Source organism: Cupriavidus sp. GW821-FHT07C08, from assembly GCF_059419025.1.
In genome coordinates this window covers 13,807-37,479 of sequence record NZ_JBWKQZ010000050.1, presented here as the reverse complement: position 1 = coordinate 37,479, position 23,673 = coordinate 13,807, and the positions used below count along the sequence as shown (strand labels likewise).

The window sequence follows — 23,673 nt, the reverse complement described above, 5'->3', positions numbered from 1 at the left end:
CTATGGCAACGACGAGCAACGACGCATGGCGGCCAACTGGGCGATTTCATGGCAAGGTATTTGCGGAACAGGACACTATCGAGTCAGCTGGCCTTGCGGCGGCGCGTGCGGGTGGCGGGCGGCGCGGGCGTGGCTGGCTCGGCCGCAGCGGGCCTGGCGCGGCTTCGTGCCGGCGGTACTGGCCGGGCCGGCTCCGCACCGGCAATGCGCCGTTCGCGCAGATGCGCCTTGGCGCGCTGCAGGCGGGGGGCGACGGTGTCCGCGCGCGCCAGCGCCACGCCGGCGGCCAGGACGTCGCCCAGCACCAGGTGGCTGATGCGCGAGGTCATCGGCGTGTAGACCTCGCTGTCTTCCTCGACGTCGGAGAACACGCACACGTCGGCCAGCCGCGCCAGCGGCGAGCCGCTGTGCGTGATCGCCAGCACGCTGGCGCCGCTGCTGCGCGCGAGCGTGGCGGCGGTCAGCATGTCCCAGGTGCGGCCGCTGTTGGAGACCAGCACGGCCACGTCGCCACGGGCGAGCAGCGCGGCCGACATGCTGAACACATGCGGGTCGGAATATGCAACCGTCGGCATGCCCAGGCGGAAGAACTTGTGCTGGATATCCAGCGCGACGATGCCGGAGTTGCCGCAGCCGTAGAACTCGATGCGCCGCGCGCCGGCGAGCAGCTGGATGCCATGCTCGATCTGGTCGGCGGAGAGCGCATTGCGCACGCTCATCAGCGTGGCAATGGTGCGGTCGAAGACCTTGCCGGCGATGTCCGCGGGGCGGTCGTCGGCCGCAACGTCCTGGTGCACGAAGGGCGTGCCGCCGCCGACGTTCTGCGCGAACTGCAGCTTGAATTCGCGGAAGCCGTCGTAGCCCAGCGCCGCGCAGAAGCGCGCGATGGTGGGCTGCGACACGCCGGCGCGCTCAGCCAGTTCGGGCATCGACAGCCGGATCACGGCGGCGCCATGCCGGGCGACATAGTCGGCCAGGCGGCGTTCAGAAGGGCGGAGCGTGTCGTAGACGGCTAGGATTCGGTCGCGCATGGCGGCGGGGCGGTAGTGTCGGGGGTTGCGGGTATGTAGAGATTCTACATCGGATGGCGTCGCATCTTGCCCGAAATGGTGCGTCGCCCGCCCTCGGGGTTTGCCCTGATTCCGGGAATTTCTGCGCAATTGTGATGCATGAGCGGGTCGACGGCGCGGTTGCGCTCGGTATAATGGCGGCGATCTGTAGAAAATCTACATGAGATGGCGCGGCATTGCCGCGCTGCCACCCAGCCCACAAGGAACGTCTCCGCCATGCCTTCTGCCGTCCATGCCGAGCTTCTTGCCGTCACCGAGCGCATCGTTGCGCGCAGCCGCGCCAGCCGCGCCGCCTACCTTGCCCGCTGCGAGCGCGCGCAGGCTGAACTGGGGCCGCTGCGCGGCATGTCCTGCGCCAACCTGGCGCACGGCTTTGCCGCACTGCCGGCCAACGACAAGCTGAAGCTGCGCGTTGACCATGCCCCCAACCTGGGCATCGTCACCGCGTACAACGACATGCTGTCGGCGCACCAGCCGTACGAGCGCTACCCCGCCGTGATCCGCGAGGCCGCGCGCGCGGTGGGCGCGGTGGCGCAGGTGGCGGGCGGCGTGCCGGCCATGTGCGACGGCATCACGCAGGGCAACCCGGGCATGGAGCTGTCGCTGTTCTCGCGCGATGCGATTGCCATGGGCACCGCGGTGGCGCTGTCGCACAACACCTTTGATGCGGCGCTGATGCTGGGCGTGTGCGACAAGATCGTGCCGGGCCTGCTGATGGGCGCGCTGCAGTTCGGCCACCTGCCGATGGTGTTCGTGCCGGCGGGGCCGATGGCCAGCGGGCTGCCCAACAAGGAGAAGGCGCGCGTGCGCCAGCTCTACGCCACCGGCCAGGTCGGGCGCGATGCGCTGCTCGAGGCCGAATGCCAGGCCTACCACGGCGCCGGCACCTGCACCTTCTACGGCACTGCCAACAGCAACCAGTTCCTGATGGAAATCATGGGCCTGCACCTGCCGGGCGCGGCCTTCGTGCACCCGGACAGCGGCCTGCGCGATGCGCTGACCGCGGCGGCCGCGCAACGCGCGATCGCCCTGCGCGCGCGCGGCGACGAATACCTGCCGCTGGCGCGCATCGTTGACGAACGCGCTATCGCCAACGCCATGGTCGGCCTGCTGGCGACCGGCGGCTCCACCAACCACACCATCCACCTGGTGGCGATGGCGCGTGCCGCGGGCATCGTCATCGACTGGAATGATTTCGACCTGCTGTCACGCATCACGCCGCTGCTGGCGCGCGTCTACCCGAATGGCTCGGCCGATGTGAACCACTTTCATGCCGCGGGCGGCGCCGGCTTCGTCATCCGCGAACTGCTGCAGGCCGGTCTGCTGCACGAGGACGTGCAGACCGTGGCCGGCCCCGGGCTGGCCCGCTATGCGCAGGAGCCGGTGATGACCGACGGCGTGCTGCGCTGGCGCGACGGCGCGGCGCACAGCGGCGACGCGCAGGTGCTGGCGACGGCCGCGGAGCCGTTCTCGGCCGAGGGCGGGTTGCGGCTGATGCAGGGCAACCTGGGCCGCGGCGTGATCAAGGTCTCGGCGGTGGCGCCGGAGCACCGCGTGGTCGAAGCCCCGGTGCGGGTATTCGATGCGCAGGAGGCGCTGCAGGCGGCCTTCGATGCGGGCGAGCTGACCGGCGACCTGGTCGCGGTGGTGCGTTTCCAGGGGCCGAACGCCAACGGCATGCCCGAGCTGCACCGCCTGACTCCGGTGCTGGGCGCGCTGCAGGACGCCGGCCACAAGGTGGCGCTGGTGACCGACGGCCGCATGTCCGGCGCGTCGGGCAAGGTGCCGGCGGTGATCCACGTCGGCCCCGAGGCGCTGGCCGGCGGCGCGCTGGCGCGCGTGCGCGATGGCGACCGCATCCGTGTCGATGCCGTTGCCGGCACGCTGCAGTGGCTGGGCGACGAAGGCGAATTCGCGGCGCGCGAGCTGGCCGCGGCCCCGGACGACGATTTCGCGCAATTCAGCCTGGGGCGCGGCCTGTTCGGCCTGTTCCGGCGGCACGCGCGCATCGCGGAAGAGGGCGGCAGCGCACTTGACCTGTCCGAGGCGGATGCCGAGGCCGGCGCAGGCGGGCGCCAACGTACCGCAGCGGCGCAAACCGTCGCACAATAGCCAGGCCTGAGGCCGATTTCCCCCTGGAGTTTCCTGCGGGGCGGCAGCGCCCCCGGGCGTCCTTGCGCCGCCGCAAGGACGCCCAGCTGGACCGACAAGGACAGACAAGGATGGCGACACCATCCGATACCAAGACCGACGGAGCAGACATGATCTATATCCTGATGGGCGTTTCCGGCAGCGGCAAGACCACGGTCGGCCAGGCGCTGGCGCAGCGCCTGGGCTGCGGCTTCCATGACGCCGATGCATTCCATAGCGACGCCAACAAGGCCAAGATGCACGCGGGCATCCCGCTGACCGACGAAGACCGCTGGCCGTGGCTGGCGGCCATGCGCGCCGCCATCGACGCGGCCCGGGCCGAAGGCCGCACCCATGTGTTCACCTGCTCGGCACTGCGCCAGGCCTACCGCGACCGGCTGACCCCGCCCGACGGCGGCGTGACCTTCGTCTTCATGAAGGGCGACGCATCGCTGATCGGCGCGCGCCTGTCTGCGCGCACGGAACACTTCTTCAACCCCGACCTGCTGCAAAGCCAGTTCGATACGCTGGAAGAGCCCAGCGACGCGCTGGTGCTCGACATCCGCCAGTCGCCCGAGGCGCTGGTCGCCACCATCCTGCAGGCCACGGTGCCGCAGGGCGCCGGCGCGGCGCGCTGACCGGCTGACCGCGCCGGCCGTTCCGGCCGTTCCGTTCCCGCGCAGCCCGCAAGCGGCCGCCAGCCTGGCTGGCGGCCGTTTTTGCGTGCGCTGGCAGACATCTTGCTAGTTCACTTTCCGTGCCGGCCGGCATCCGCCAGCTTGCGGGATTCGCCGGTACGGGTATGCTGAAAGGGCCAGTGACTCGACAGTATCGCCGTGAGCGCCCCGAGCGGGCAGGCGCGGCGGGCTGGGGACAGGAAAGCCAGGGCAAAACCAGGGCAGCCGGTAGCGACCACGAAGTCGCAGTGAAGCGGTAGCACCGGAAGCCCGCGACATGGAGGAACGGCCATCATGGCGGGGCGGTATTTCGACGAGATGCTGGACTGGCGCACGGACGGGGCGCAATTGGTCATCCAGGCGGGGCAGGCAATGCCCGAAGGCGCGGTGCGCCCGCATTACCGGCATTTCGCTGACTGGCTGGCGCGGCAGTCTGAAAGCACGATGGGCAACAAGCGCGCCGAGGCCGACCTGATCTTCCGGCGCGTGGGCATTACCTTTGCCGTCTACGGCGACAAGGATGAAGCCAACAGCGGCACCGAACGCACCATTCCGTTCGACGTGATCCCGCGCATCTTCCCGGCCAGCGAATGGGCGCTGCTGGAAAAGGGCCTGCGCCAGCGCGTGGCCGCGCTCAACCGCTTTGTCCACGATATCTACCACGGCCAGGACATCATCCGCGCCGGCGTGATCCCACCCGACCAGATCTACAACAACGCCCAGTACCGGCCCGAGATGCTCGGCGTCAACGTGCCGCACGACATCTATGCGCACGTGGCCGGCATCGACGTGGTGCGCGCCGGCGAGGGCGAGTTCTACGTGCTGGAAGACAACCTGCGCGTGCCCTCGGGCGTGTCGTACATGCTGGAAAACCGCAAGATGATGATGCGGTTGTTCCCGGACCTGTTCGCGCGCAACCGCGTGGCGCCGGTGGCCCACTATCCTGACCTGTTGCTCGACATGCTGCGCGGGGTGTCGCCGCAGGCCATTGCCGATCCCACCGTGGTGGTGCTGACGCCGGGCATGTACAACTCGGCGTACTTCGAGCATGCCTTCCTGGCGCAGCAGATGGGCGTGGAGCTGGTCGAAGGCAGCGATCTCTTCGTCGAGGACGACCACCTGTTCATGCGCACCACGCAGGGCCCGCAGCGCATCGACGTGATCTACCGCCGCGTCGACGACGACTTCCTCGACCCGCTGGTGTTCCGCCACGATTCCTCGCTGGGCGCGGCCGGCCTGCTGTCGGTCTACCGCGCCGGCAACGTGACCATCTGCAATGCCATCGGCACGGGCGTGGCCGACGACAAGTCGATCTATCCGTACGTGCCCGACATGATCCGCTTCTACCTGGGCGAAGAGGCGATCCTCAGCAACGTGCCGACCTATATGTGCCGGCGCCCGGACGACCTGCAGTACGTGCTGGACCATATGGAAGAGCTGGTGGTCAAGGAGACCCACGGCGCCGGCGGCTACGGCATGCTGGTCGGCCCGGCCGCCACGCGGGCCGAGATCGATGCCTTCCGCGAGGTGGTGAAGGCGCGCCCGGAGCAGTACATCGCGCAGCCGACGCTGGCGCTGTCGACCTGCCCGACCTATGTGGAGTCGGGCATCGCGCCGCGCCATATCGACCTGCGCCCGTTCGTGCTGTCGGGCAAGGAGGTGCGCATGGTGCCAGGCGGCCTGACCCGCGTGGCGCTGCGCGAAGGCTCGCTGGTGGTGAATTCCTCGCAAGGGGGTGGCACCAAGGACACCTGGGTGCTGGAACGATGAACGCGAACCACTTGATGACCGCCGCAATGACCGCCATGGCGACCGCCGCCACGCCAGGAGAGCCCGCATGCTGAGCCGCACCGCCGACCACCTGTTCTGGATGGCCCGCTACACCGAGCGCGCGGAGAACACCGCGCGCATGCTCGACGTCAACTACCAGACCTCGCTCCTGCCGCAATCGGCCGAGGTGGCCGAGCAGGGCTGGTGGGCCATGCTCGATATCTCCGAGCTGACCGACGTCTTCGACCACAAGTACGGGCTGCTGTCGCGCGACGATGTGATCGACTTCATGGTGCGCGACATGACCAACGCCTCGTCCATCATGAGCTGCCTGCGCGCGGCGCGCGAGAACGCGCGCGCGGTGCGCGGCTCGCTGACCACCGAGGTCTGGGAGACCGTCAACACCACCTGGCTGGAGGTGCAGCGCCTGATCGCCGACGGCGTGCTGAAGGAAGACCCGTCGCGCTTCTTCGAGTGGGTCAAGTTCCGCTCGCACCTGGCGCGCGGGGTGCAGTTCGGCACCATGCTCAAGGACGATGCCTTCCACTTCATGCGGCTGGGCACGTTCCTGGAGCGCGCCGACAACACCGCGCGGATCCTCGACGTCAAGTTCCAGGCATCGGGCAGCGACGAGAGCGATGCCAACCGCGATCAGAACGATTTCTATCACTGGGCCGCGGTGCTGCGCTCGGTATCGGGCTTCGAGGTCTACCGCAAGGTCTATCGCGCGGTCATCACGCCGCAGCGCGTGGCCGAGCTGCTGATCCTGCGGCCCGACATGCCGCGCTCGCTGGTGTCGAGCATGGACGAGGTGGTGGCCATCCTGCACACGGTGCGCAACCAGCAATCGGCGGAAACCGAGCGTCAGGCTGGTAAACTCCACGCCGACCTGAAGTACGCGCGCATCGACGACATTTTCGCTGTCGGCCTGCACGCGTACCTGACCAGCTTCCTGGAGCGCATCGGCGATCTCGGCAATGGCATCAGCCGGGACTTCCTCGTGCCGCTGCTGGCTGCCTGAGATGGGCCGCCGGCAGCCTCCATGTGCCGCCGCCGCGCCCTGATACCGTGAAATACAAGATCCACCACCATACTGTTTACCGCTACGCCGAGCCGGTGCGCCGCAGCGTGCACGAAGTGCGGCTCGAGCCGCGTTCGGGCCCGCTGCAGACCGTGCACCGCTGGCAACTGGTCGCGCCTGGCAATCCGTCAGCGGCGCATGACGGCTTCGGCAACATCGTGCACAACTTCACGGTGGCCGGACCGACCAGCACCATCTCGCTCGAAGCCAGCGGGGAGGTGGAGGTGCTGCCGCCGCATGGCGACCTCGACCGGGACGGCCACCATGCGTTCTGCGACGCACCGCCCCCCGGCGAAGCGCGGGTGTCGCCGCTGTACTTCCTCGGCAGCACGCCGCTGACCTCGGCTCCGCCAGAGATGCAGGCGTTTGCCGCACCGTTCCTGGCGGCCGGGCACGAGATTCCGGCGCTGCTGGCGCTGGCCCAGGGGATTGCGGAGCGGGTGCGCTACAAGCCCAACACCACTGACGTCGGCACCTCGGCGGCCGAGGCCTTCAACCTGGGCAGCGGCGTGTGCCAGGACCAGGCGCAGGTGATGGTGGCGGCGTGCCGGGCGCTCGGTATCCCGGCACGCTATGTGAGCGGATACTTCTACGATCCGGCCGCGATCGAGATGGCCAGCCATGCCTGGGCCGACGTATGCCTGGACCCGGCGCGCGAGGTGTGGTGCAGCGTCGACATCACCCACGGCTGCCTGACCGACGAGCGCCATATACGCCTCGCGGTGGGGCGCGATTACGCGTCGGCTGCACCAGTCAGGGGCATCCTGGAAGGGGGTTCCGGCGAGACGCTTGAAGTCGATGTGAGCATCACGCCGCTTTTTACCTGATTAGGTGCCTGATTCCAGACAGGGCGCGGTGCCGCGGCACCGGCGCTAGAATCCGGGGTATGCAGGCCATCGGCTGGCCACTTCCGGCCGCCGCGAAGCACACCAAAACAAGACCATGACTTACTGTGTAGCCATGCGGCTGGATGCCGGCCTGGTATTCCTGTCCGATTCCCGCACCAATGCGGGGGTAGATGCCATCTCCACGTCGCGCAAGATGACGGTGTTCGAAGAACCCGGCGACCGCGTGATGGTGCTGATGACCGCCGGCAACCTGGCGATCAGCCAGTCGGTGCGCCAGATCCTGGCCGAGAACCATGACGAGAAGCACTCGCTGTGGACCGCTCGCGACATGTTCGAGGCCGCTTCCATCGTCGGCGAGGCGGTGCGCCAGGTGCACAAGCGCGACGCGCATGCGCTGCGCGATGCCGGCATCGAATTCAATGTCAGCCTGATCTTCGGTGGCCAGGTGCGCGGCGAGCGGGTGCGCCTGTTCAACATCTACGCGGCGGGCAATTTTGTCGAGGCCACGCCCGAGAACTGCTACTTCCAGATCGGCGAGGCCAAGTACGGCAAGCCCATCATCGACCGCGTGGTGCATCCGTCGCTGCCGCTGGATGAGGGCGCCAAGTGCGCGCTGATCTCGATGGACTCGACGCTCAAGTCCAATATCTCGGTGGGCCTGCCGCTGGACCTGCTGGTCTATGAGGCCGATTCGCTATGCGTGTCGCGCTTCGTCAATATCGATGAGCGCAACGCCTATTTCCGCATGATCCGCGACACCTGGGGCCAGCGCCTGCGCCAGGTCTTCGGCGAGATCCACAACCCGGACTGGAAGGCCGGCGCGGCGGCGGAGTTTCCGCTGACGCGCACTGGCGAAACCGACTGCTGGGGCCAGCCGGTGCGCGCCAAGCGCAATCCGTCGCGTACCCAGGACTGAGGGGCGGGCGAGGAAGCAAGCGATGCGCGAGATCATTCATTTTTCCCATGCCAACGGCTTTCCGGTGACCACCTACCGCAAGCTGTTCGGCGAACTGGACGGCGACTTCGAATTCCGCGCCGTGGACCGCTACGGGCACAAGCCCGAATTCCCGGTGACGCGCGGCTGGCCGCACCTGGTGGAGGAACTGCTCGGCGAGATCGACCGCCAGTACCGCGAGCCGGTGTGGCTGGTGGGCCATTCGCTGGGCGGCTTCCTGTCGCTGATGGCGGCGCTGCGGCGCCCGGAGCGCGTGCGCGGCGTGGTGATGCTGGATTCGCCGATCATTGCCGGCTGGCGCGCGTCGCTGCTGAAGACCGCCCAGATGTTCGGCATGGACGAAAAGCCCGGCCCGGCGGCGGTGACCAAAAACCGGCGCACCCACTGGCCGGACGCCGAGGCGGTCTGGGAACACTTCCGCGCCAAGCCCAACTTCGCGGTATGGGACCAGGAAGTGCTGCGCGACTACGCCATCCACGGCACCGAGCCGACCGGCAAGGACAACGAGCGGCGGCTGCGCTTTGACCGCGAGGTCGAATACTGGATCTACCGCACGCTGCCGACCGGTCTGGGGCGCAAGGTGGCGCGCGGCGCGCCGGTGCCGGTCGGTTTTGTCGCCGGCACGCGTTCGCGCGAGGTGCGCCAGTGCGGGCTGGGTGCCACCCGCAAGCTGGTCGGCCCGAACCTGCGCTTTATCGAAGGCGGCCATCTGTACCCGATGGAGCGGCCGCAGGAGACGGCGCAGCTGGTGCGCGACCTGATCGGCGCGATGCGCCGCGAGGGGCGCTGAGGCGGGTGTTGCGGCGCATGCGCCGCAACACGCCGGAAAACCCTGTTGCAGCCCCGCCGAGGAGGGGTGCTGTCACAATTTCCGGGTCGGCGGGAATCGGGCTCTCATGTATAATCCCGATTTCCCCGGCAAGCTCGGTTTATGACCAAATTCGTCTTCGTCACCGGTGGCGTCGTCTCTTCTCTCGGCAAGGGCATCGCTGCTGCCTCGCTCGCGGCCATTCTTGAGTCGCGCGGCCTCAAAGTCACCCTCCTCAAGCTAGATCCCTACATCAACGTCGATCCCGGCACGATGAGCCCTTTCCAGCATGGCGAGGTGTTTGTCACGGAAGACGGTGCTGAAACCGACCTCGATCTCGGCCACTACGAGCGTTTCGTCTCGGCCAAGATGCGCAAGTCGAACAACTTCACCACGGGCCAGATCTACGAATCGGTGATCCGCAAGGAGCGCCGCGGCGAATACCTGGGCAAGACCGTGCAGGTGATCCCACATATCACCAACGAGATCCAGGCCTTCGTCGAGAGGGGCGCCGCGGCGTCGCACGACGGCAAGGCCGACGTGGCGCTGGTGGAAATCGGCGGCACCGTGGGTGACATCGAATCGCTGCCGTTCCTGGAAGCCGCGCGCCAGATGAGCCTGCGCATGGGCCGCAACCACTGCGCCTTCGTGCACCTGACGCTGGTGCCGTTCATTGCCAGCGCCGGCGAGCTCAAGACCAAGCCGACCCAGCACTCGGTGCAGAAGCTGCGTGAAATCGGCATCTCGCCGACCGCGCTGCTGTGCCGCGCCGACCGCCCGATCCCGGACGACGAGCGCGCCAAGATTTCGCTGTTCGCCAATATCCCGCAAGACGCCGTGATTTCGGTGTGGGATGCGGACAGCATCTACAAGATCCCGCAGATGCTCAACGAGCAGGGCCTGGACCGCCTGATCTGCGAGGAACTGCGCCTGGATCCCAAGCCCGCCGACCTGTCGATGTGGCAGAAGCTGGTCAACGCCCAGGAAAATCCCGAGCACGAGATCACCATCGGCATGGTCGGCAAGTACGTCGACCTGACCGAGTCGTACAAGTCGCTGATCGAAGCCCTGCGCCACGCCGGCATGCACACCGCCACGCGCGTCAACATCGAGTACATCGATTCCGAGGAACTGGAATCGGGCCACCTCGAAGTGCTGGCCCCGCTGGATGCCATCCTGGTGCCGGGCGGCTTCGGCAAGCGCGGCACGGAAGGCAAGATCCGCGCGATCCAGTACGCCCGCGAGAACAAGATCCCGTACCTGGGCATCTGCCTGGGCATGCAGCTGGCCGTGATCGAGTTTGCCCGCCACCTGGCCGGCATGACCGATGCCAACTCGACCGAGTTCAACCTGGAAACCGAGCACCCGGTGGTCGCGCTGATCACCGAGTGGGTGGACCGCGAAGGCAAGGTCGAGCAGCGCTCGGCCGATTCCGACCTGGGCGGCACCATGCGCCTGGGCGCCCAGCGCGTGCCGGTCAAGGAAGGCACCAAGGCAGCGACGATCTACGGCGCCGAGGTCAATGAACGCCACCGTCACCGCTACGAGGTCAACAACCACTACGTGCCGACGCTGGAAAAGGCCGGCATGGTGATCTCGGCGCGCACGCCGACCGAGAACCTGCCGGAAATGATGGAGCTTTCCGAGTCGATGCACCCCTGGTTCGTCGGCGTGCAGTTCCACCCGGAATTCACCTCGACGCCGCGCGACGGCCACCCGCTGTTCAAGGCCTACGTCGAAGCCGCGCTGGCCAGCCAGCAGCGCAAGGGCGCGTAAGCCCCGGCGGCAAGCAGGAGAGACAGTCATGAAACTCTGTGGATTCGAGGCCGGCCTCGACAAGCCGTTCTTCCTGATCGCAGGTCCGTGCGTGATCGAGTCGGAGCAGATGGCGCTGGATACGGCCGGCGAGCTCAAGGCCATCACCGCTGAACTGGGCATTCCGTTCATCTACAAGTCGTCGTTCGACAAGGCCAACCGGTCTTCGGGCAAATCGTTCCGCGGCCTGGGGATGGAAAAGGGCCTGGAGATCCTGGCGACGGTCAAACGCGAGATCGGCGTGCCGGTGCTGACCGACATCCACGAGATCGACGAGATCAAGCCCGTCGCCGCCGTGGTGGACGTGCTGCAGACGCCGGCATTCCTGTGCCGCCAGACTGATTTCATCCGTGCCTGCGCCCAGAGCGGCAAGCCGGTGAACATCAAGAAGGGCCAGTTCCTGGCGCCGCATGACATGAAGAACGTGATCGACAAGGCGCGCGACGCCGCGCGCGAAGCCGGTCTGCCCGATGACGTCTTCATGGCCTGCGAGCGTGGTGTCTCGTTCGGCTACAACAACCTGGTGTCCGACATGCGCTCGCTGGCGATTATGCGCGAGACCGGTGCTCCGGTGGTGTTCGACGCCACCCACTCGGTGCAGCTGCCGGGCGGCCAGGGCACCAGCTCGGGCGGCCAGCGCGAGTTCGTGCCGGTGCTGTCGCGCGCCGCCGTCGCCACCGGCGTGGCGGGCCTGTTCATGGAAACGCACCCGGACCCGAGCAAGGCCATGTCCGATGGCCCCAACGCGGTGCCGCTGTCGCGCATGAAGGAACTGCTGGCCGTGCTCAAGGACCTGGACACGCTGGTCAAGCGTGCCGGCTTCCTGGAAGACAATTTCGGTTGGCCGGCCTGCGCCTGAGCAGGCCCGGTTTTGTCACCACCGCAATGCCGGTGGTGACAAACCATATCGAAAGACAATACAAAAAATAGGGAGATATTCCATGGCCGCGGGCTATATCATCGCCTACGTCGACGTGACCGACCCCCAGCAGTACGAAGAGTACAAAGTGCTTTCGAGCAAGGCCATGCAGATTCATGGCGCCGAAGTACTGGTGCGCGGCGGCAAGACCGAGCCGCTGGAGGGCGAGTGGGCGCCGACCCGCGTCGTGGTGCTGAAATTCCCCAGCTATGAAGCCGCCAAGTCGTTCCACGACGGCGAAGCCTATCGCGCCGCCCGCAAGGCGCGCGAGCACGCGGCAAAGATGAACATGATCGTGGTGGAAGGCGCTGCCTGAGGGTTGTCAGGCAGTTTGACATGCGCCGGACACGGGCACAGGTTGAAGTAATCAGCAGCAGCAAGAATCAACAGTCAGAGAGGAATTCATGAGTGCAATCGTAGATATCATCGGTCGCGAGGTTCTCGACTCGCGCGGCAACCCCACCGTCGAATGCGACGTGCTGCTGGAATCCGGCGTGATGGGCCGCGCAGCGGTGCCGTCGGGTGCGTCGACCGGCTCGCGCGAAGCCATCGAACTGCGTGACGGCGACAAGGCGCGCTACCTGGGCAAGGGCGTGCTGAAGGCCGTCGAGCACATCAACACCGAAATCTCCGAAGCCATCATGGGCCTGGATGCCTCCGAGCAGGCCTTCCTGGACCGCACCCTGATCGACCTCGACGGCACCGAGAACAAGGGCCGCCTGGGCGCCAACGCCATGCTGGCCGTGTCGATGGCCGTGGCCAAGGCCGCCGCTGAAGAAGCCGGCCTGCCGCTGTACCGCTACTTCGGCGGTTCGGGCGCGATGCAGCTGCCGGTGCCGATGATGAACATCGTCAACGGCGGCGCGCACGCCAACAACAGCCTGGACATCCAGGAATTCATGATCATGCCGGTGTCGCAGACCAGCTTCCGCGAAGCCCTGCGCTGCGGCGCCGAGATCTTCCACGCGCTGAAGAAGATCCTGGCCGACAAGGGCATGTCCACCGCGGTCGGCGACGAGGGCGGCTTCGCCCCCAACTTCTCGTCCAACGAGGAATGCCTGAACACCGTGGTGCAGGCCATCGAGAAGGCCGGCTACCGCGCCGGTGAAGACGTGCTGCTGGCGCTGGACTGTGCCGCCAGCGAGTTCTACCACGAAGGCGAGGGCGTGTACCAGCTGGAGGGCGAAGGCCTGAAGCTGTCGTCGACGCAGTTTGCCGACTACCTGGCCAACCTGTGCGACAAGTTCCCGATCGTGTCGATCGAGGACGGCATGGCCGAAGGCGACTGGGATGGCTGGAAGACGCTGACCGAGAAGCTGGGCACGCGCGTGCAGCTGGTGGGCGACGACCTGTTCGTCACCAACACCAAGATCCTGAAGGAAGGCATCGAGAAGGGCATCGGCAACTCGATCCTGATCAAGATCAACCAGATCGGCACCCTGACCGAAACCTTCGCCGCCATCGAGATGGCCAAGCGCGCCGGCTACACCGCCGTGATCTCGCACCGCTCGGGCGAGACCGAAGACAGCACCATCGCCGACATCGCCGTGGGCACCAACGCCGGCCAGATCAAGACCGGCTCGCTGTCGCGCTCGGACCGCATGGCCAAGTACAACCAGCTGCTGCGCATCGAGGAAGACCTGGGCGATATCGCCAGCTACCCGGGCAAGGGCGCGTTCTACAACCTGCGCTGACACCTTGCCCCGTCGTTCCCGCTCGCGCGGGAGCGGCAGCAAGCGGATGGAATGGCGGCGGCCGGGATTCCCTGGCCGCCGCCGTTTTTGTATCGAAATCTGCCTGGCAATTGCCTTATAGGCTGAGTTCGCAGATCATTGTGCGGAATTTCCTGTCCGCCATCTTTCATGCGCCTGATCTCGCTGCTGTTGTTCGTGCTGCTGCTTGCCATCCAGTACCCACTCTGGCTGGGCAAGGGCGGATGGCTGCGCGTGTGGGACCTGAACCGGCAGCTGACCGAGCAGGGCACCCGCACCCAGACGCTCAAGCTGCGCAACGCCAAGCTGGAAGGCGAAGTCGCCGACCTGCAGGACGGCACCGGCGCGATCGAGGAACGTGCCCGCTATGAGCTGGGCATGGTGAGGGAAGGCGAGGTCTTCGTGCAGTTTGTCGCGCCGGCGCCCAAGGTCAGCGCCACGCCGCCGTTGCCGCCGCCGCCGAATTCGGTCGCCGGCAGAGGCGGCCACTAAGAGGCGTCTTGCTTCTCGCTGTCGTCACCACCAGCCGTACGGATAACCGCCCCAGCCCCAGCCGGGCATGCCGACGCTGACGCCGCCGCCCCAGTGGCCGCCACCCCATCCCCCGTAATACAGGTTCCAGCTGGTGTTCGGATAGCCATAGGCCGCGCGCGCCGCCGCGGCCTGCTGGTCGAGCGCGATCGCGGCGGCCTGCTCGCGCAGTATCTGCTGGTTCAGCGTGTCGAGCTTCTGCTTGTCGTCGGCCGTCAGCGGCGCTGGCGGGATGGCGTTGGGCGCCAGCCGCGCCGTGGGCGGCGAGCCGTTGACGTCGCGCGGCAGCTCTGCGCAGCCGGCGGCCAGCAGCAGTGCGCCGGTCGCGGCGCAGGCGGCAATGCCGCGCAGCACGGCCGGCACGATGGCGGGAGATTCAGGCAGGGAGGGGGTGGCTCGGGCGGACATGGCTGTACTCAGGCTCGCTTGCGGCAGCTGGATGCTGCCATCGTACAGCCGTTGGACCGGACGGCAAGGCGGTTGTTTCCGCCGTGCCGCCCCGCGCCTGCCGCTCAGTGGTGCTGGTGCGCGCCGGCACCGGCGCCGGTGGCGATATGGGTGGCCGAGAACAGCTGGGCGCAGTCGACCGGATCAAACTCATAGCGCAGGCCGCAGAAGTCGCAGTGGATCTCGACCTGGCCGCGCTCGGCGATGATGCCTTCGATCTCTTCCTGGCCCAGCGACTGCAGCATGCCTGCCACCTTGGGGCGCGAGCAGGAGCAATGGAAATGCGGCGTCAGCGGCTCAAACACGCGCAGGCCGGCGGCCTGCAGGTCTTCCCAGAACAGGCGGCGCAGCAGGGTGTCGGGGGTCTCGGCCAGCAGTTCGTCGGCCTTGAGCGTGGCACCCAGCTGCACGGCGCGGTCCCAGGTGTCCAGGTCCTGCGCGCGGGCATGGCTGGCCAGCGGCGCGCCGGTCTCGCCGACTTCCGCGGTGCCGCCGTAGGCCGGCAGCTTCTGCAGCAGCATGCCGGCGGCGACGTGGTCGTCCGCCGCCAGCCACAGGCGCGTGTCGAGCTGCTCGGACGCCTGCATGTAGTGCTCCAGCACGGCGCTGATCGAGGCCAGCGGGCCATGCGCGTCGGCCAGCGGCACGATGCCCTGGTACGCCTGCTGGCCTGGCAGCTTGTCCTTCGGGTCCAGCGTGATGGCAAAGCGGCCGTGGCCGTGAGCGTTGACCATCTGCGCCAGCGTGGCGTCGTCGGCGATGTGCGCGTCCTCGGCCAGCTTGGCGGTGGCGCGCATCGACAGGTCGGACAGGCATTCCACCACCAGCATGCGCACCGGGCCGTCGCCGTGCAGCTGCATCACCAGCGCCCCGTTGAACTTCAAGTTGGCCGACAGCAGCGCCGCGGCGGCCATCATCTCGCCCAGCAGCCGGCGCACCGGTGCGGGGTAGCTGTGGCGGCCCAGCACTTCTTGCCAGGTGGCCTCCATGCGCACCAGCTCGCCGCGCACGGGAGCCGCGTCGAACAGGAACTTCTGCAGGGTGTCGGGGGTGGTGGTATCGGTCACAATAATCTGTCGATGATTCGGTAAGTGCCGCCGCGGTCGTCAGCCGATCCGCTTGAGCTGTTGCTTGTACATGGCCTGCCGGGTGGCGTAGGTCTCGGCGTTGCGGTACAGGTTGGCGACGTCGGCGTCGGTCAGCTGGCGCACCACCTTGGCCGGCGCGCCCAGGATCAGCGAGCGGTCCGGGAAGACCTTGCCTTCGGTCACCACGGCACCGGCGCCGACCAGGCATTCCTTGCCGATCACGGCGCGGTTCAGCACCACGGCCTGGATCCCGATCAGCGAGCCTTCGCCCACGGTGCAGCCATGCAGCATGGCCTGGTGGCCGATCGAGACCTTGTCGCCCAGGGTCAGCGGGCAGCCCGGGTCGGTATGCAGCACCGAGCCTTCCTGGATGTTGGTGTCCTCGCCCACCACGATCGGTTCATTGTCGCCCCGGATCACGACACCGGGCCAGGCGCTGGCGCGGGACTTGAGGGTCACGTTGCCGATGACGGTGGCTTCGGGGGCCACGTAGGCATCGCTGTCGATATTGGGCTTGATGTCGCCGAGCTGGTAAAGCGCCATGAGGTCTCCTGCACGAAAGGCTTTTGTTGAAGTGGGGGTTGCCGCCGGACTTTAAAGGGCCGGGGTGGGGTGCGGGCGCGCGGCGCCAAGGCGATTGCGCGGGGCAGTCGGGCACCGGCCAGGCCCTACAATGGCGGCAGACCCGGATTTTACGCTCATGCCAGAAAAAACACCCGCCGCCGCCTTGCCTGAACCGTCACTTTCGCCGCGTCACCAGGCGCTGGCGGTGCTGTGCATGACGGATCCCCGTGAAAAGTCCGTGGCGGCGCGGGCACTTTACCGCCATGTGACGACATTGCCGGACGAGGCGCTTGCCGCCGGCGAGGCGATCCAGGCCGATGCCGGCCAGGCCATCCCCGGCCGCCCCGCGCGGCCGCCGCTGGTGGCGCCGCAGGGCGTCGAGCGGCGCCGCTCGCTGCATACCCCGGCCGGGCGCGCGGCGATGATCCATGCGCTGTGCCATATCGAGTTCAATGCCATCAACCTGGCGCTGGACGCGGCCTGGCGCTTCGCCGGCATGCCGCCCGGCTACTACCGCGACTGGCTGCGCGTGGCCGATGAAGAGGCGTACCACTTCACGCTGCTGGCCGACCACCTTGGCACGCTGGGCGCGGCCTACGGCGACTTCCCTGCCCACAACAGCCTGTGGGAGATGACCGACAAGACCGCCGGCGACGTGCTCGCGCGCATGGCACTGGTGCCGCGCACGCTGGAGGCGCGCGGGCTCGATGCCTCGCCGCCGGTGCGCGCCAGGCTGGCCGGCGCCGGCGACCACGCCGCCGCGGCCATCATCGACATCATCCTGCGCGACGAGGTCGGCCACGTCGCCATCGGCAACCACTGGTACCGCTGGCTGTGCGCGCAGCGCGGCCTGGACCCCGTTGCCACCTACGCGCAGCTGGCCGGGCAGTACCGCGCGCCGAAGCTGCGCGGGCCGTTCAATCTCGAGGCGCGGCGCGCGGCGGGCTTCGATGAAAAGGAACTGGCCTGGCTGGAGGCATCGGCCGGTTAGGCCTGCCGTCCTGTACCTCAGCCGCGCGGTGGAAAGCCATGCCTGCGCGCCGACCAGACCGCCAGCCAGGTGGCGGCGAGCAGGGCAGCCAGCACGGGCGGGAATGCGCCGATCCCCAAGCCATCGAGCAGCAGCCCGCCAATGACGCCGCCGCCGGCGATGGCAATATTCCAGGCCGTGACCAGCATCGACTGGGCCACGTCCGCGGATTTGCCGGCGGTCTTCGCCAGCGCCGTCTGGAACAGCGTGGAAACGCCGCCGAAGCCCAGGCCCCAGATCGCGGCCGCGGCATAGACCACGGCCGGGTGCCCGCCCCCGGCCCCAAGCGCCAGCACCGCAAGCCCGAACAGCAGCGTGCTGGCCAGCGTCAGCGCCCGCAGCCACTGGTCGATCAGCACGCCGGTGATCCAGATGCCGGCGAGCGAGGCCACGCCGAACACGAACAGGACCAGATCAAGCCGTGCCCCGGCGTTGCCGGCCCGCAGGAACGGCGCAATATAGGTGTAGAGGATGTTGTGCGCCAGCACGAAGGCGAGCGTCACGAACAGCACGGGACGCACGCCCGGCACGGTGAACACGCGCGCGATCGGCAGCTGCTGGCCGGCGGGCTGGCCGGCAAAATCCGGCACGCTGGCCAGCACCCAGGCAACCAGGCCCAGCGTCAGCACGCTGATGATGCCGAAACACGCACGCCAGCCCATGAGGGCACCGAGGAAGGTCCCGGATGGCACGCCCAGCGACAAGGCCAGGGGGATGCCAACCATCGCGACAGCAATGGCCCGACCCTTGAGGTGATCGGGAACCATGCGCGCGGCATAGCCAGCCAGCAGCGCCCACAGCAGGCCGGCCGAGATTCCCGCAAGAAAGCGCGCCGCCATCGTCAGGACATAGTTGCCGGACCAGGCCGTCACGGCGTTGGCGACGGCAAAGCCCGCGATGGCAAGCAGCAGCAGCGGCCGTCGCCGCAGCCCTTGCGTGGCTGCCGTCAGCGGCATGGCGGCCACCAGTGAACCGAAGGCGTAGATGGTGACGAGCTGGCCGGCAAGCGGCTCGGAGATGGCAAGGCCCGCGCCGATCTGCGGCAGCAGCCCTGCCGGCAAGGCCTCGGTCAGGACGGTGATGAAGCCTGCGACGGCAAGCGCAAGCAGTGCCGGAAGCGGTAGCCGCGCAGGCTTCGTTCCCTGCTGTGCATCGTTCGCAAGCGTATTGGTGGCTGTGGTCATGTTGGCGCCTTGATCAGGGGTGATCCGTTGCGTGGAGGGTTACGCGGCAGCGGGGGCGACACCGTAGACCGCGTCGCGCAGATCGGTGACAAAGCAGCCGGACATGCCCTCGTACAGCGTGTTGGTGAACGCCACCACGCTCAGCCCCTGGCTGCGGTCGACGAACCAGGCGTGGCCGTAGGCGCCGCCCCAGCGCCAGGTGCCGGTGGATTCCGGGGAGCCCGCCCGGCGCGGATCGCGCAGCACCGAGAAGCCCAGCCCGAAGCCGGTTCCCGGCGCATCGGGCAGGTCCAGGCCGCCGGTCTGGTCGCGCGCCATGTCTTCGACCAGGGCGGATGGCAGCAATGCGCCGCCGCCCTGGTGCAAGCTCTCCAGCAGGCGCAGAAAGTCTTGCGCCGTGCCCGCCATGCCCGCGCCGCCGGACGGGAAGGCCCGCGCATTGAAGATGCGGGCAGGGCTGTAGGGAATGCCAACCGTGCCTTCGAGCACGGGCACGGTTTCGCCTTCGCGCAGGCGGTGCGGGTGCGGGCTGTCATCCACGTACGGAGTCGGCACGCGGTGCGCATCGCTTGCCACGAAGCCGGTGTCGTCCATGCCCAGCGGGCCGGTCACCAGCTGGCGCACTGCAATGTCCAGCGGCGCGCCATGGACGCGCTCGATCAGCGCACCCAGCACGTCGGTCGCGAGCGAGTAGCCCCACGCGGTACCCGGCTCGTACAGCAAGGGCACGCTGGCGATGCGCCGCAGGTTTTCCGCCAGGCTGATGGTGGTGTCGTCCATGCCGTCGGAGACACCGGCGCGGGCATAGGGTCCGTCTTCGCCGGACTCGAAGAAGCGATAGCCCAGCCCCGCGGTATGGCTGAGCAGCTGCCGCGCCGTGATACGTGCCGCTCGGCCATCGGCCAGGCGCGGGCAAAATTCGGGCAGCCAACGGTCGATACCCTGGTCAAGGTCGAGCCGGCCTTGTGCCACCAGCACCAGTGCGGCCACGGAGACGATCGGCTTGCTTACCGAAGCCAGCCGGAACACCGCATCCATGCGCATCGACTGTCCGCTTTCCCGATCGGCCAGGCCTGCCGCCTGCTGGTAGACCGGTTCGCCGTCACGGCTGACCAGCACGACGGCGCCGACCAGCCGCCGTTGCTCCAGCGCCTGCCGGACCACGGCGTCGATGCGCGCATTCAGGGTCGCGGGGGATACATGGGACACACCTGGGCGCGGTGCAATCGTGGTGAGGGACACAGCGGATTCCTTGTTCAATGAACGACCCGCCCACGATAAGGACCCGGCCATTAAAGAAAAAGTGGGCTACAGTTCCTTTTTCTCCGGAACTTTGTGTCCGCAATCGGGGGGCATCATGGATAGCCTCAGTGGCTTCGCAGTGTTTGTGCAGGTGGCCGAGACCCGCAGTTTTGTCGCGGCGGGACGCTTGCTGGGGGTGTCGGCCTCCGCCGTCGGCAAGAGCGTGGCGCGGCTGGAAGAAAGGCTCGGCGTACGGCTGTTCCACCGCAGCACGCGCAGCGTGACGCTGACCGCCGAAGGCACGCTGTTCCTGGAGCGCAGCCGCCGCGTGCTCGCCGAGATCGAAGCGGCGGAGCTGGAACTGGCCGAAGCCACAGCGGCGCCGCGCGGCCGCCTGCGCGTGAGCCTGCCGCTGGTCAGCTCACTGGTCTTGCCCGTGCTGGGCGATTTCATGCGCGCGTATCCGGACATCGAGCTGGACCTGGATTTCACCGACCAACTGGTCGATGTCATCGAGGAGGGCTTCGATGCGGTGGTCCGCACCGGCGAGCCCGCCGACTCGCGCCTGTCGGCGCGCAGGCTGGGTGCGTTCCAGGCGATGCTGGTGGCATCGCCCGATTACCTGGCACAGCGTGGCACGCCGAAGGTGCCTGCCGACCTGGCCGGCCATGCCTGCCTGCATTACCGTTTTCCCCACACCGGCAAGCTCGAGGCCTGGCCGCTGCGGCGCGCGCCGGGCGAGCCCGAGCTGGCGCTGCCGACATCGATGATCTGCAACAACATCGAGACGCGCCTGTGTTTTGCGCTGCGCGGCCTGGGCATTGCCTGCCTACCGGATTTCGCCATCCGCGAGCAACTGGCCGATGGCAGCCTGTGCCAGGTACTGGCTGGCCATGTGGGGCCGGCCAAGGCCTTCCACGTGCTCTGGCCGGCGAGCAGGCATCCCTCGCCCAAGGTGAGGGCGCTGGTCGATTTCCTCTGCGAGCGCGTCTTTCCTGCCTAGGCGCGCTTGCCTGCGCGCTCTTCCTCCAGCAGGCGCAGCACGCGCCGCTGGATCTTGCCGGTGGTGGTCATCGGCAACTGGTCGATGAACTCGATTGCCTTCGGGTATTCATACGGCGCCAGCTGGCCGCGCACATGCGCCTGCAGCTCCGTGACCAGCGCTGCGTCGCCGTCGAACGAGCGCGCCACCGACGGCGTCAGCACCACGAAGGCCTTGACCACGGCGCCGCGCTCGGGGTCGGGCGAGGGCACCACGGCGCAGTTGGACACCGCCGGATGCTTGAGCAGGCAGTTCTCGATCTCGCTGGGCCCGATGCGGTAGCCCGAGGACTTGAACACATCGTCGGCACGCCCCTGGTACCACAGGTAGCCGTGGGCATCGACGCGCGCCAGGTCGCCGGTGCGGCACCAGCGCAGGCCGTCGCGCTCGGTGTACTTGCCCGCGGTGGCGGCCTCGTTCTTCCAGTAGCCGAGGAAGAACACCGGGTCCGGATGCCCGGCGCTGTCGGTGGCGCATACTGCCACCTCGCCGTCTTCGCCGGGTGCGCAGGGGCGGCCTTCGTCGTCGATCACCTGCACGCGGTGGCCCGGATAGGGGCGCCCCATCGAGCCCGGCCGTGCCGGCCAGCCCAGCTGGTTGTCGTCGTTCTGCGCGGTGCAGTTGCCGACGATGTAGTTGATCTCGGTCTGGCCGAACATCTCGTTGACGATCACACCCAGCGCATCGCGGCACCAGCCGAACACGGTCTCGCCCACGGCCTCGCCGGCGCTCATCAGCGCACGCAGCCTGATGTCGTAGCGCTGCCGCGGCTCGGGGCAGGCCTTCATCATCTGCTTGAGCGCGGTCGGGAACAGGAAGGTGTTGGTAACGGCGTAGCGCTCCAGCAGCTCAAAGGCGCGCTCGGCGGAGAAGCGTCCCTGGTAGCCGACGATGGGCTTGCCGAAATACAGCGCCGGCATCAGCGCATCCCACAGGCCGCCGGTCCAGGCCCAGTCAGCGGGGCTCCAGAACACGTCGTCGTCCTGCGGATACCAGTTCTGCGAGCAGACAAAGCCGGTCAGGTTGCCGATCAGCGCGCGGTGTGGGATCAGCGCGCCCTTGGGCGGGCCGGTGGTGCCGCTGGTGTAGATCAGCACGGCGGCTTCGTCGGCCTTGGTCTGCTCGGCGGTAAAGACGGGCAACTGCGCGGCCAGCAACACGTCCCAGTCGTGGTCGCTGCGGCCATGCGCGCCGCCGGCGGCAATCACGGTGGCCAGCGTCGGGCATTCCGGGCGCGCGGCCAGCACATTGTCGATGGAAGTCTCGTCGGCGATCGCCACATTGGCTTCGCTGTGTGCGATGCGGTAGGCCAGCGCCTCGGGCCCGAACAGCATCGACAGCGGCATGGCGATGGCGCCGAGCTGGTAGATCGCCATATGCGCGATCACGGTCTCGATCCGCTGCGGCATCACGATCGCCACGCGGTCGCCGCGCGCCACGCCCAGTGCGCGCAGCGCCGCCGACAGGCGGTTGGCCTCGGCCTGGATATGGGCAAAGGTATGCGCGTTGCGGCGGCCGTCCTCGTGCTCGGTATAGACCGCGATGCGGTCCATCGTGGCCGGGTCGCGCGCCCAGCGCCCGCAGCAGGCCTCGGCGATATTGAAATGCGGGGGAATTTCCCAGCGGAAGGATTCATACAGGGCGCGATAGTCGTCGCGCCGGCTTGCCGGCAAGGCAGCTGCGGCCATCCAGGGTCTCCGGTAGGTTCGGATCGCGGCAATGGCGGCCCCCGGATGGCGGCGGCCGCTATAATGCGCTCAAGCGAACGATCGTTCTATTTTGTGTGGGCTTCCCTCGCCAGCCCCCGTGGCGCCGCGCCCGGCGGCAGGAAGACCCACGCGCCAGGGTGGAGACAATGACAATCAAGGAAACCTCGCGGTCTGAATTTATCACGTTGCGCGGGCTGCGCTACCACGTGCGCCACTGGGGCAAGCCCGGCGCGCGCAAGCTGTTCATGCTGCATGGCTGGATGGACGTGGCCGCGTCGTTCCAGTTCCTGGTCGATCACCTGCGCGGCGACTGGCATGTGATTGCGCCCGACTGGCGCGGGTTTGGCGAGACCGACTGGCCCACGCGCTACCCGGGCACGCAGTCGTACTGGTTCGCGGACTATATCGCCGACCTGGAGGCCTTGCTCGACCATTACGAGCCCGACGACCAGGTCGACCTGGTCGGCCACAGCATGGGTGCCAACGTGATCTGCCTGTATGCCGGCATCCGCCCGCAGCGCGTGCGCCGCGTGGTGGACCTGGAGGGCTTCGGCATGACGGCGACACGGCCGGTGCATGCGCCGAAGCGCTATGCGCGCTGGCTCGACGAACTGCGCGCCGGCTCGGAACTGAAGACGTATGGCAGCGTGGACGGCGTTGCCGCCCGGCTGCAGAAGACCAACCCGCGCCTGCCCGACGACCGCGCCGCCTTCCTGGCCGAGCACTGGTCGCGCCGCAATGCGGAGGGCCGCTGGGAGATCCTGGGAGACCCGGCGCACAAGCTGGTCAACCCGATGCTGTACCGGCTCGATGAGGTGATGGCGATCTGGGAGCAGGTCAGCGCGCCAGTGCTGCATGTGGAAGCGCGCGATTCGGAGACGCTGCGCAATATCGCCCACAAGCAGGCCATCGACGAATTCAAGGAGCGTTTCCGCGCCTTCCGTGACTTCCGTGAAGCGGTGGTCGACGATGCCGGCCACATGCTGCATCACGACCAGCCAGCCGCGGTGGCGGAGCTGGTGGAATCGTTCTGCAGCGCGGTGTGAGCGCT

22 protein-coding genes are annotated in these 23,673 nt (G+C 67.8%); 15 read left to right on the top strand and 7 right to left on the bottom strand.

Features of this window, described 5'->3' with window-relative positions; all coding sequences use genetic code 11:
• Positions 1–83: 83 nt before the first annotated feature.
• The gene (locus AC07UK_RS37130; RefSeq protein WP_436221217.1) at positions 84–1,031 is read right to left on the bottom strand and encodes a MurR/RpiR family transcriptional regulator; all 948 of its coding nucleotides are present in this window, start codon (positions 1,029–1,031) and stop codon (positions 84–86) included.
• Between the two features lie 255 nt (positions 1,032–1,286).
• Between AC07UK_RS37130 and edd the strand changes: the two genes are divergently transcribed.
• The 12 genes from edd to ftsB all read left to right on the top strand — a co-directional run bounded on the left by edd (position 1,287) and on the right by ftsB (position 14,277).
• Entirely contained in the window at positions 1,287–3,182 is a 1,896-nt protein-coding gene (edd, locus tag AC07UK_RS37125; RefSeq protein WP_436221218.1) for a phosphogluconate dehydratase, read from the top strand.
• A gap of 149 nt (positions 3,183–3,331) precedes the next feature.
• The gene (locus AC07UK_RS37120; RefSeq protein ID WP_436223056.1) at positions 3,332–3,838 is read left to right on the top strand and encodes a gluconokinase; all 507 of its coding nucleotides are present in this window, start codon (positions 3,332–3,334) and stop codon (positions 3,836–3,838) included.
• Between the two features lie 333 nt (positions 3,839–4,171).
• Positions 4,172–5,647 (top strand): circularly permuted type 2 ATP-grasp protein, encoded by a 1,476-nt coding sequence (locus AC07UK_RS37115; RefSeq protein WP_114134598.1) that lies wholly within the window; start codon positions 4,172–4,174, stop codon positions 5,645–5,647.
• Positions 5,648–5,714: 67 nt separating this feature from the next.
• Positions 5,715–6,668 (top strand): alpha-E domain-containing protein, encoded by a 954-nt coding sequence (locus AC07UK_RS37110; protein WP_013956138.1) that lies wholly within the window; start codon positions 5,715–5,717, stop codon positions 6,666–6,668.
• A gap of 47 nt (positions 6,669–6,715) precedes the next feature.
• The gene (locus AC07UK_RS37105; RefSeq protein ID WP_436221220.1) at positions 6,716–7,555 is read left to right on the top strand and encodes a transglutaminase family protein; all 840 of its coding nucleotides are present in this window, start codon (positions 6,716–6,718) and stop codon (positions 7,553–7,555) included.
• Between the two features lie 115 nt (positions 7,556–7,670).
• A complete protein-coding gene (locus tag AC07UK_RS37100) occupies positions 7,671–8,492 on the top strand; it encodes a proteasome-type protease (protein WP_436221221.1) in 822 nt (273 codons plus the stop codon).
• Between the two features lie 22 nt (positions 8,493–8,514).
• A complete protein-coding gene (locus AC07UK_RS37095; RefSeq protein WP_494688102.1) occupies positions 8,515–9,321 on the top strand; it encodes an alpha/beta fold hydrolase in 807 nt (268 codons plus the stop codon).
• 141 nt (positions 9,322–9,462) lie between these two features.
• On the top strand, positions 9,463–11,115 hold the full coding sequence (pyrG, locus tag AC07UK_RS37090) for a CTP synthase (protein ID WP_436221222.1): 1,653 nt from the start codon (positions 9,463–9,465) through the stop codon (positions 11,113–11,115).
• Between the two features lie 28 nt (positions 11,116–11,143).
• Complete coding sequence (gene kdsA / locus AC07UK_RS37085) at positions 11,144–12,013, top strand: 3-deoxy-8-phosphooctulonate synthase (protein WP_010808998.1); 870 nt, start codon at positions 11,144–11,146, stop codon at positions 12,011–12,013.
• Positions 12,014–12,095: 82 nt separating this feature from the next.
• A complete protein-coding gene (locus AC07UK_RS37080; protein ID WP_013956142.1) occupies positions 12,096–12,389 on the top strand; it encodes a DUF1330 domain-containing protein in 294 nt (97 codons plus the stop codon).
• An 88-nt stretch (positions 12,390–12,477) separates the two neighbouring features.
• Positions 12,478–13,767 carry a phosphopyruvate hydratase gene (gene eno, locus AC07UK_RS37075; protein ID WP_436221223.1) on the top strand — a complete coding sequence of 430 codons (1,290 nt, stop codon included), beginning with the start codon at positions 12,478–12,480 and terminating at the stop codon, positions 13,765–13,767.
• Positions 13,768–13,935: 168 nt separating this feature from the next.
• Positions 13,936–14,277 (top strand): cell division protein FtsB, encoded by a 342-nt coding sequence (gene ftsB, locus AC07UK_RS37070; RefSeq protein WP_432259752.1) that lies wholly within the window; start codon positions 13,936–13,938, stop codon positions 14,275–14,277.
• 24 nt (positions 14,278–14,301) lie between these two features.
• On the opposite strand, the gene AC07UK_RS37065 is transcribed toward ftsB, so the two are convergent.
• The 3 genes from AC07UK_RS37065 to AC07UK_RS37055 form a co-directional block, all read right to left on the bottom strand.
• Positions 14,302–14,724: a hypothetical protein gene (locus AC07UK_RS37065; protein ID WP_316148998.1), complete on the bottom strand. Its 423-nt coding sequence runs from the start codon at positions 14,722–14,724 to the stop codon at positions 14,302–14,304.
• Between the two features lie 104 nt (positions 14,725–14,828).
• On the bottom strand, positions 14,829–15,830 hold the full coding sequence (hslO, locus tag AC07UK_RS37060; RefSeq protein WP_013956146.1) for an Hsp33 family molecular chaperone HslO: 1,002 nt from the start codon (positions 15,828–15,830) through the stop codon (positions 14,829–14,831).
• A 39-nt stretch (positions 15,831–15,869) separates the two neighbouring features.
• Complete coding sequence (locus AC07UK_RS37055) at positions 15,870–16,394, bottom strand: gamma carbonic anhydrase family protein (RefSeq protein ID WP_436221225.1); 525 nt, start codon at positions 16,392–16,394, stop codon at positions 15,870–15,872.
• Positions 16,395–16,524: 130 nt separating this feature from the next.
• Here AC07UK_RS37055 and AC07UK_RS37050 point away from each other — a divergent pair, with 130 nt between their 5' ends.
• On the top strand, positions 16,525–17,406 hold the full coding sequence (locus AC07UK_RS37050) for a ferritin-like domain-containing protein (RefSeq protein WP_494688101.1): 882 nt from the start codon (positions 16,525–16,527) through the stop codon (positions 17,404–17,406).
• A 17-nt stretch (positions 17,407–17,423) separates the two neighbouring features.
• Here AC07UK_RS37050 and AC07UK_RS37045 read toward each other — a convergent pair whose 3' ends face one another.
• Both AC07UK_RS37045 and AC07UK_RS37040 read right to left on the bottom strand, forming a co-directional pair.
• Entirely contained in the window at positions 17,424–18,629 is a 1,206-nt protein-coding gene (locus tag AC07UK_RS37045) for an MFS transporter (RefSeq protein ID WP_436221227.1), read from the bottom strand.
• Between the two features lie 39 nt (positions 18,630–18,668).
• The gene (locus tag AC07UK_RS37040) at positions 18,669–19,871 is read right to left on the bottom strand and encodes a serine hydrolase domain-containing protein (protein ID WP_494688100.1); all 1,203 of its coding nucleotides are present in this window, start codon (positions 19,869–19,871) and stop codon (positions 18,669–18,671) included.
• 115 nt (positions 19,872–19,986) lie between these two features.
• On the opposite strand from AC07UK_RS37040, the gene AC07UK_RS37035 reads away from it, so the two are divergent.
• Positions 19,987–20,874, top strand: a complete 888-nt coding sequence (locus AC07UK_RS37035) for a LysR family transcriptional regulator (RefSeq protein WP_494688099.1) — start codon at positions 19,987–19,989, stop codon at positions 20,872–20,874.
• Here AC07UK_RS37035 and AC07UK_RS37030 read toward each other — a convergent pair.
• Complete coding sequence (locus AC07UK_RS37030) at positions 20,871–22,601, bottom strand: acetate--CoA ligase (RefSeq protein WP_494688098.1); 1,731 nt, start codon at positions 22,599–22,601, stop codon at positions 20,871–20,873. The genes AC07UK_RS37035 and AC07UK_RS37030 overlap by 4 nt on opposite strands.
• Before the next feature lie 167 nt (positions 22,602–22,768).
• Between AC07UK_RS37030 and AC07UK_RS37025 the strand changes: the two genes are divergently transcribed.
• Positions 22,769–23,668 carry an alpha/beta fold hydrolase gene (locus AC07UK_RS37025; protein ID WP_494688097.1) on the top strand — a complete coding sequence of 300 codons (900 nt, stop codon included), beginning with the start codon at positions 22,769–22,771 and terminating at the stop codon, positions 23,666–23,668.
• Positions 23,669–23,673 lie beyond the last annotated feature (5 nt).

Excerpts from the sequence above, each read along its gene's own strand:
- AC07UK_RS37130 (WP_436221217.1), bottom strand. The coding sequence starts at position 1,031 with ATGCGCGACCGAATCCTAGCCGTCTACGACACGCTCCGCCCTTCTGAA.
- edd (WP_436221218.1), top strand. The coding sequence starts at position 1,287 with ATGCCTTCTGCCGTCCATGCCGAGCTTCTTGCCGTCACCGAGCGCATC.
- AC07UK_RS37120 (WP_436223056.1), top strand. The coding sequence starts at position 3,332 with ATGATCTATATCCTGATGGGCGTTTCCGGCAGCGGCAAGACCACGGTC.
- AC07UK_RS37115 (WP_114134598.1), top strand. The coding sequence starts at position 4,172 with ATGGCGGGGCGGTATTTCGACGAGATGCTGGACTGGCGCACGGACGGG.
- AC07UK_RS37110 (WP_013956138.1), top strand. The coding sequence starts at position 5,715 with ATGCTGAGCCGCACCGCCGACCACCTGTTCTGGATGGCCCGCTACACC.
- AC07UK_RS37100 (WP_436221221.1), top strand. The coding sequence starts at position 7,671 with ATGACTTACTGTGTAGCCATGCGGCTGGATGCCGGCCTGGTATTCCTG.
- AC07UK_RS37095 (WP_494688102.1), top strand. The coding sequence starts at position 8,515 with ATGCGCGAGATCATTCATTTTTCCCATGCCAACGGCTTTCCGGTGACC.
- pyrG (WP_436221222.1), top strand. The coding sequence starts at position 9,463 with ATGACCAAATTCGTCTTCGTCACCGGTGGCGTCGTCTCTTCTCTCGGC.
- kdsA (WP_010808998.1), top strand. The coding sequence starts at position 11,144 with ATGAAACTCTGTGGATTCGAGGCCGGCCTCGACAAGCCGTTCTTCCTG.
- AC07UK_RS37080 (WP_013956142.1), top strand. The coding sequence starts at position 12,096 with ATGGCCGCGGGCTATATCATCGCCTACGTCGACGTGACCGACCCCCAG.
- eno (WP_436221223.1), top strand. The coding sequence starts at position 12,478 with ATGAGTGCAATCGTAGATATCATCGGTCGCGAGGTTCTCGACTCGCGC.
- ftsB (WP_432259752.1), top strand. The coding sequence starts at position 13,936 with ATGCGCCTGATCTCGCTGCTGTTGTTCGTGCTGCTGCTTGCCATCCAG.
- AC07UK_RS37065 (WP_316148998.1), bottom strand. The coding sequence starts at position 14,724 with ATGTCCGCCCGAGCCACCCCCTCCCTGCCTGAATCTCCCGCCATCGTG.
- AC07UK_RS37055 (WP_436221225.1), bottom strand. The coding sequence starts at position 16,394 with ATGGCGCTTTACCAGCTCGGCGACATCAAGCCCAATATCGACAGCGAT.
- AC07UK_RS37050 (WP_494688101.1), top strand. The coding sequence starts at position 16,525 with ATGGCGGCAGACCCGGATTTTACGCTCATGCCAGAAAAAACACCCGCC.
- AC07UK_RS37045 (WP_436221227.1), bottom strand. The coding sequence starts at position 18,629 with ATGACCACAGCCACCAATACGCTTGCGAACGATGCACAGCAGGGAACG.
- AC07UK_RS37035 (WP_494688099.1), top strand. The coding sequence starts at position 19,987 with ATGGATAGCCTCAGTGGCTTCGCAGTGTTTGTGCAGGTGGCCGAGACC.
- AC07UK_RS37030 (WP_494688098.1), bottom strand. The coding sequence starts at position 22,601 with ATGGCCGCAGCTGCCTTGCCGGCAAGCCGGCGCGACGACTATCGCGCC.
- AC07UK_RS37025 (WP_494688097.1), top strand. The coding sequence starts at position 22,769 with ATGACAATCAAGGAAACCTCGCGGTCTGAATTTATCACGTTGCGCGGG.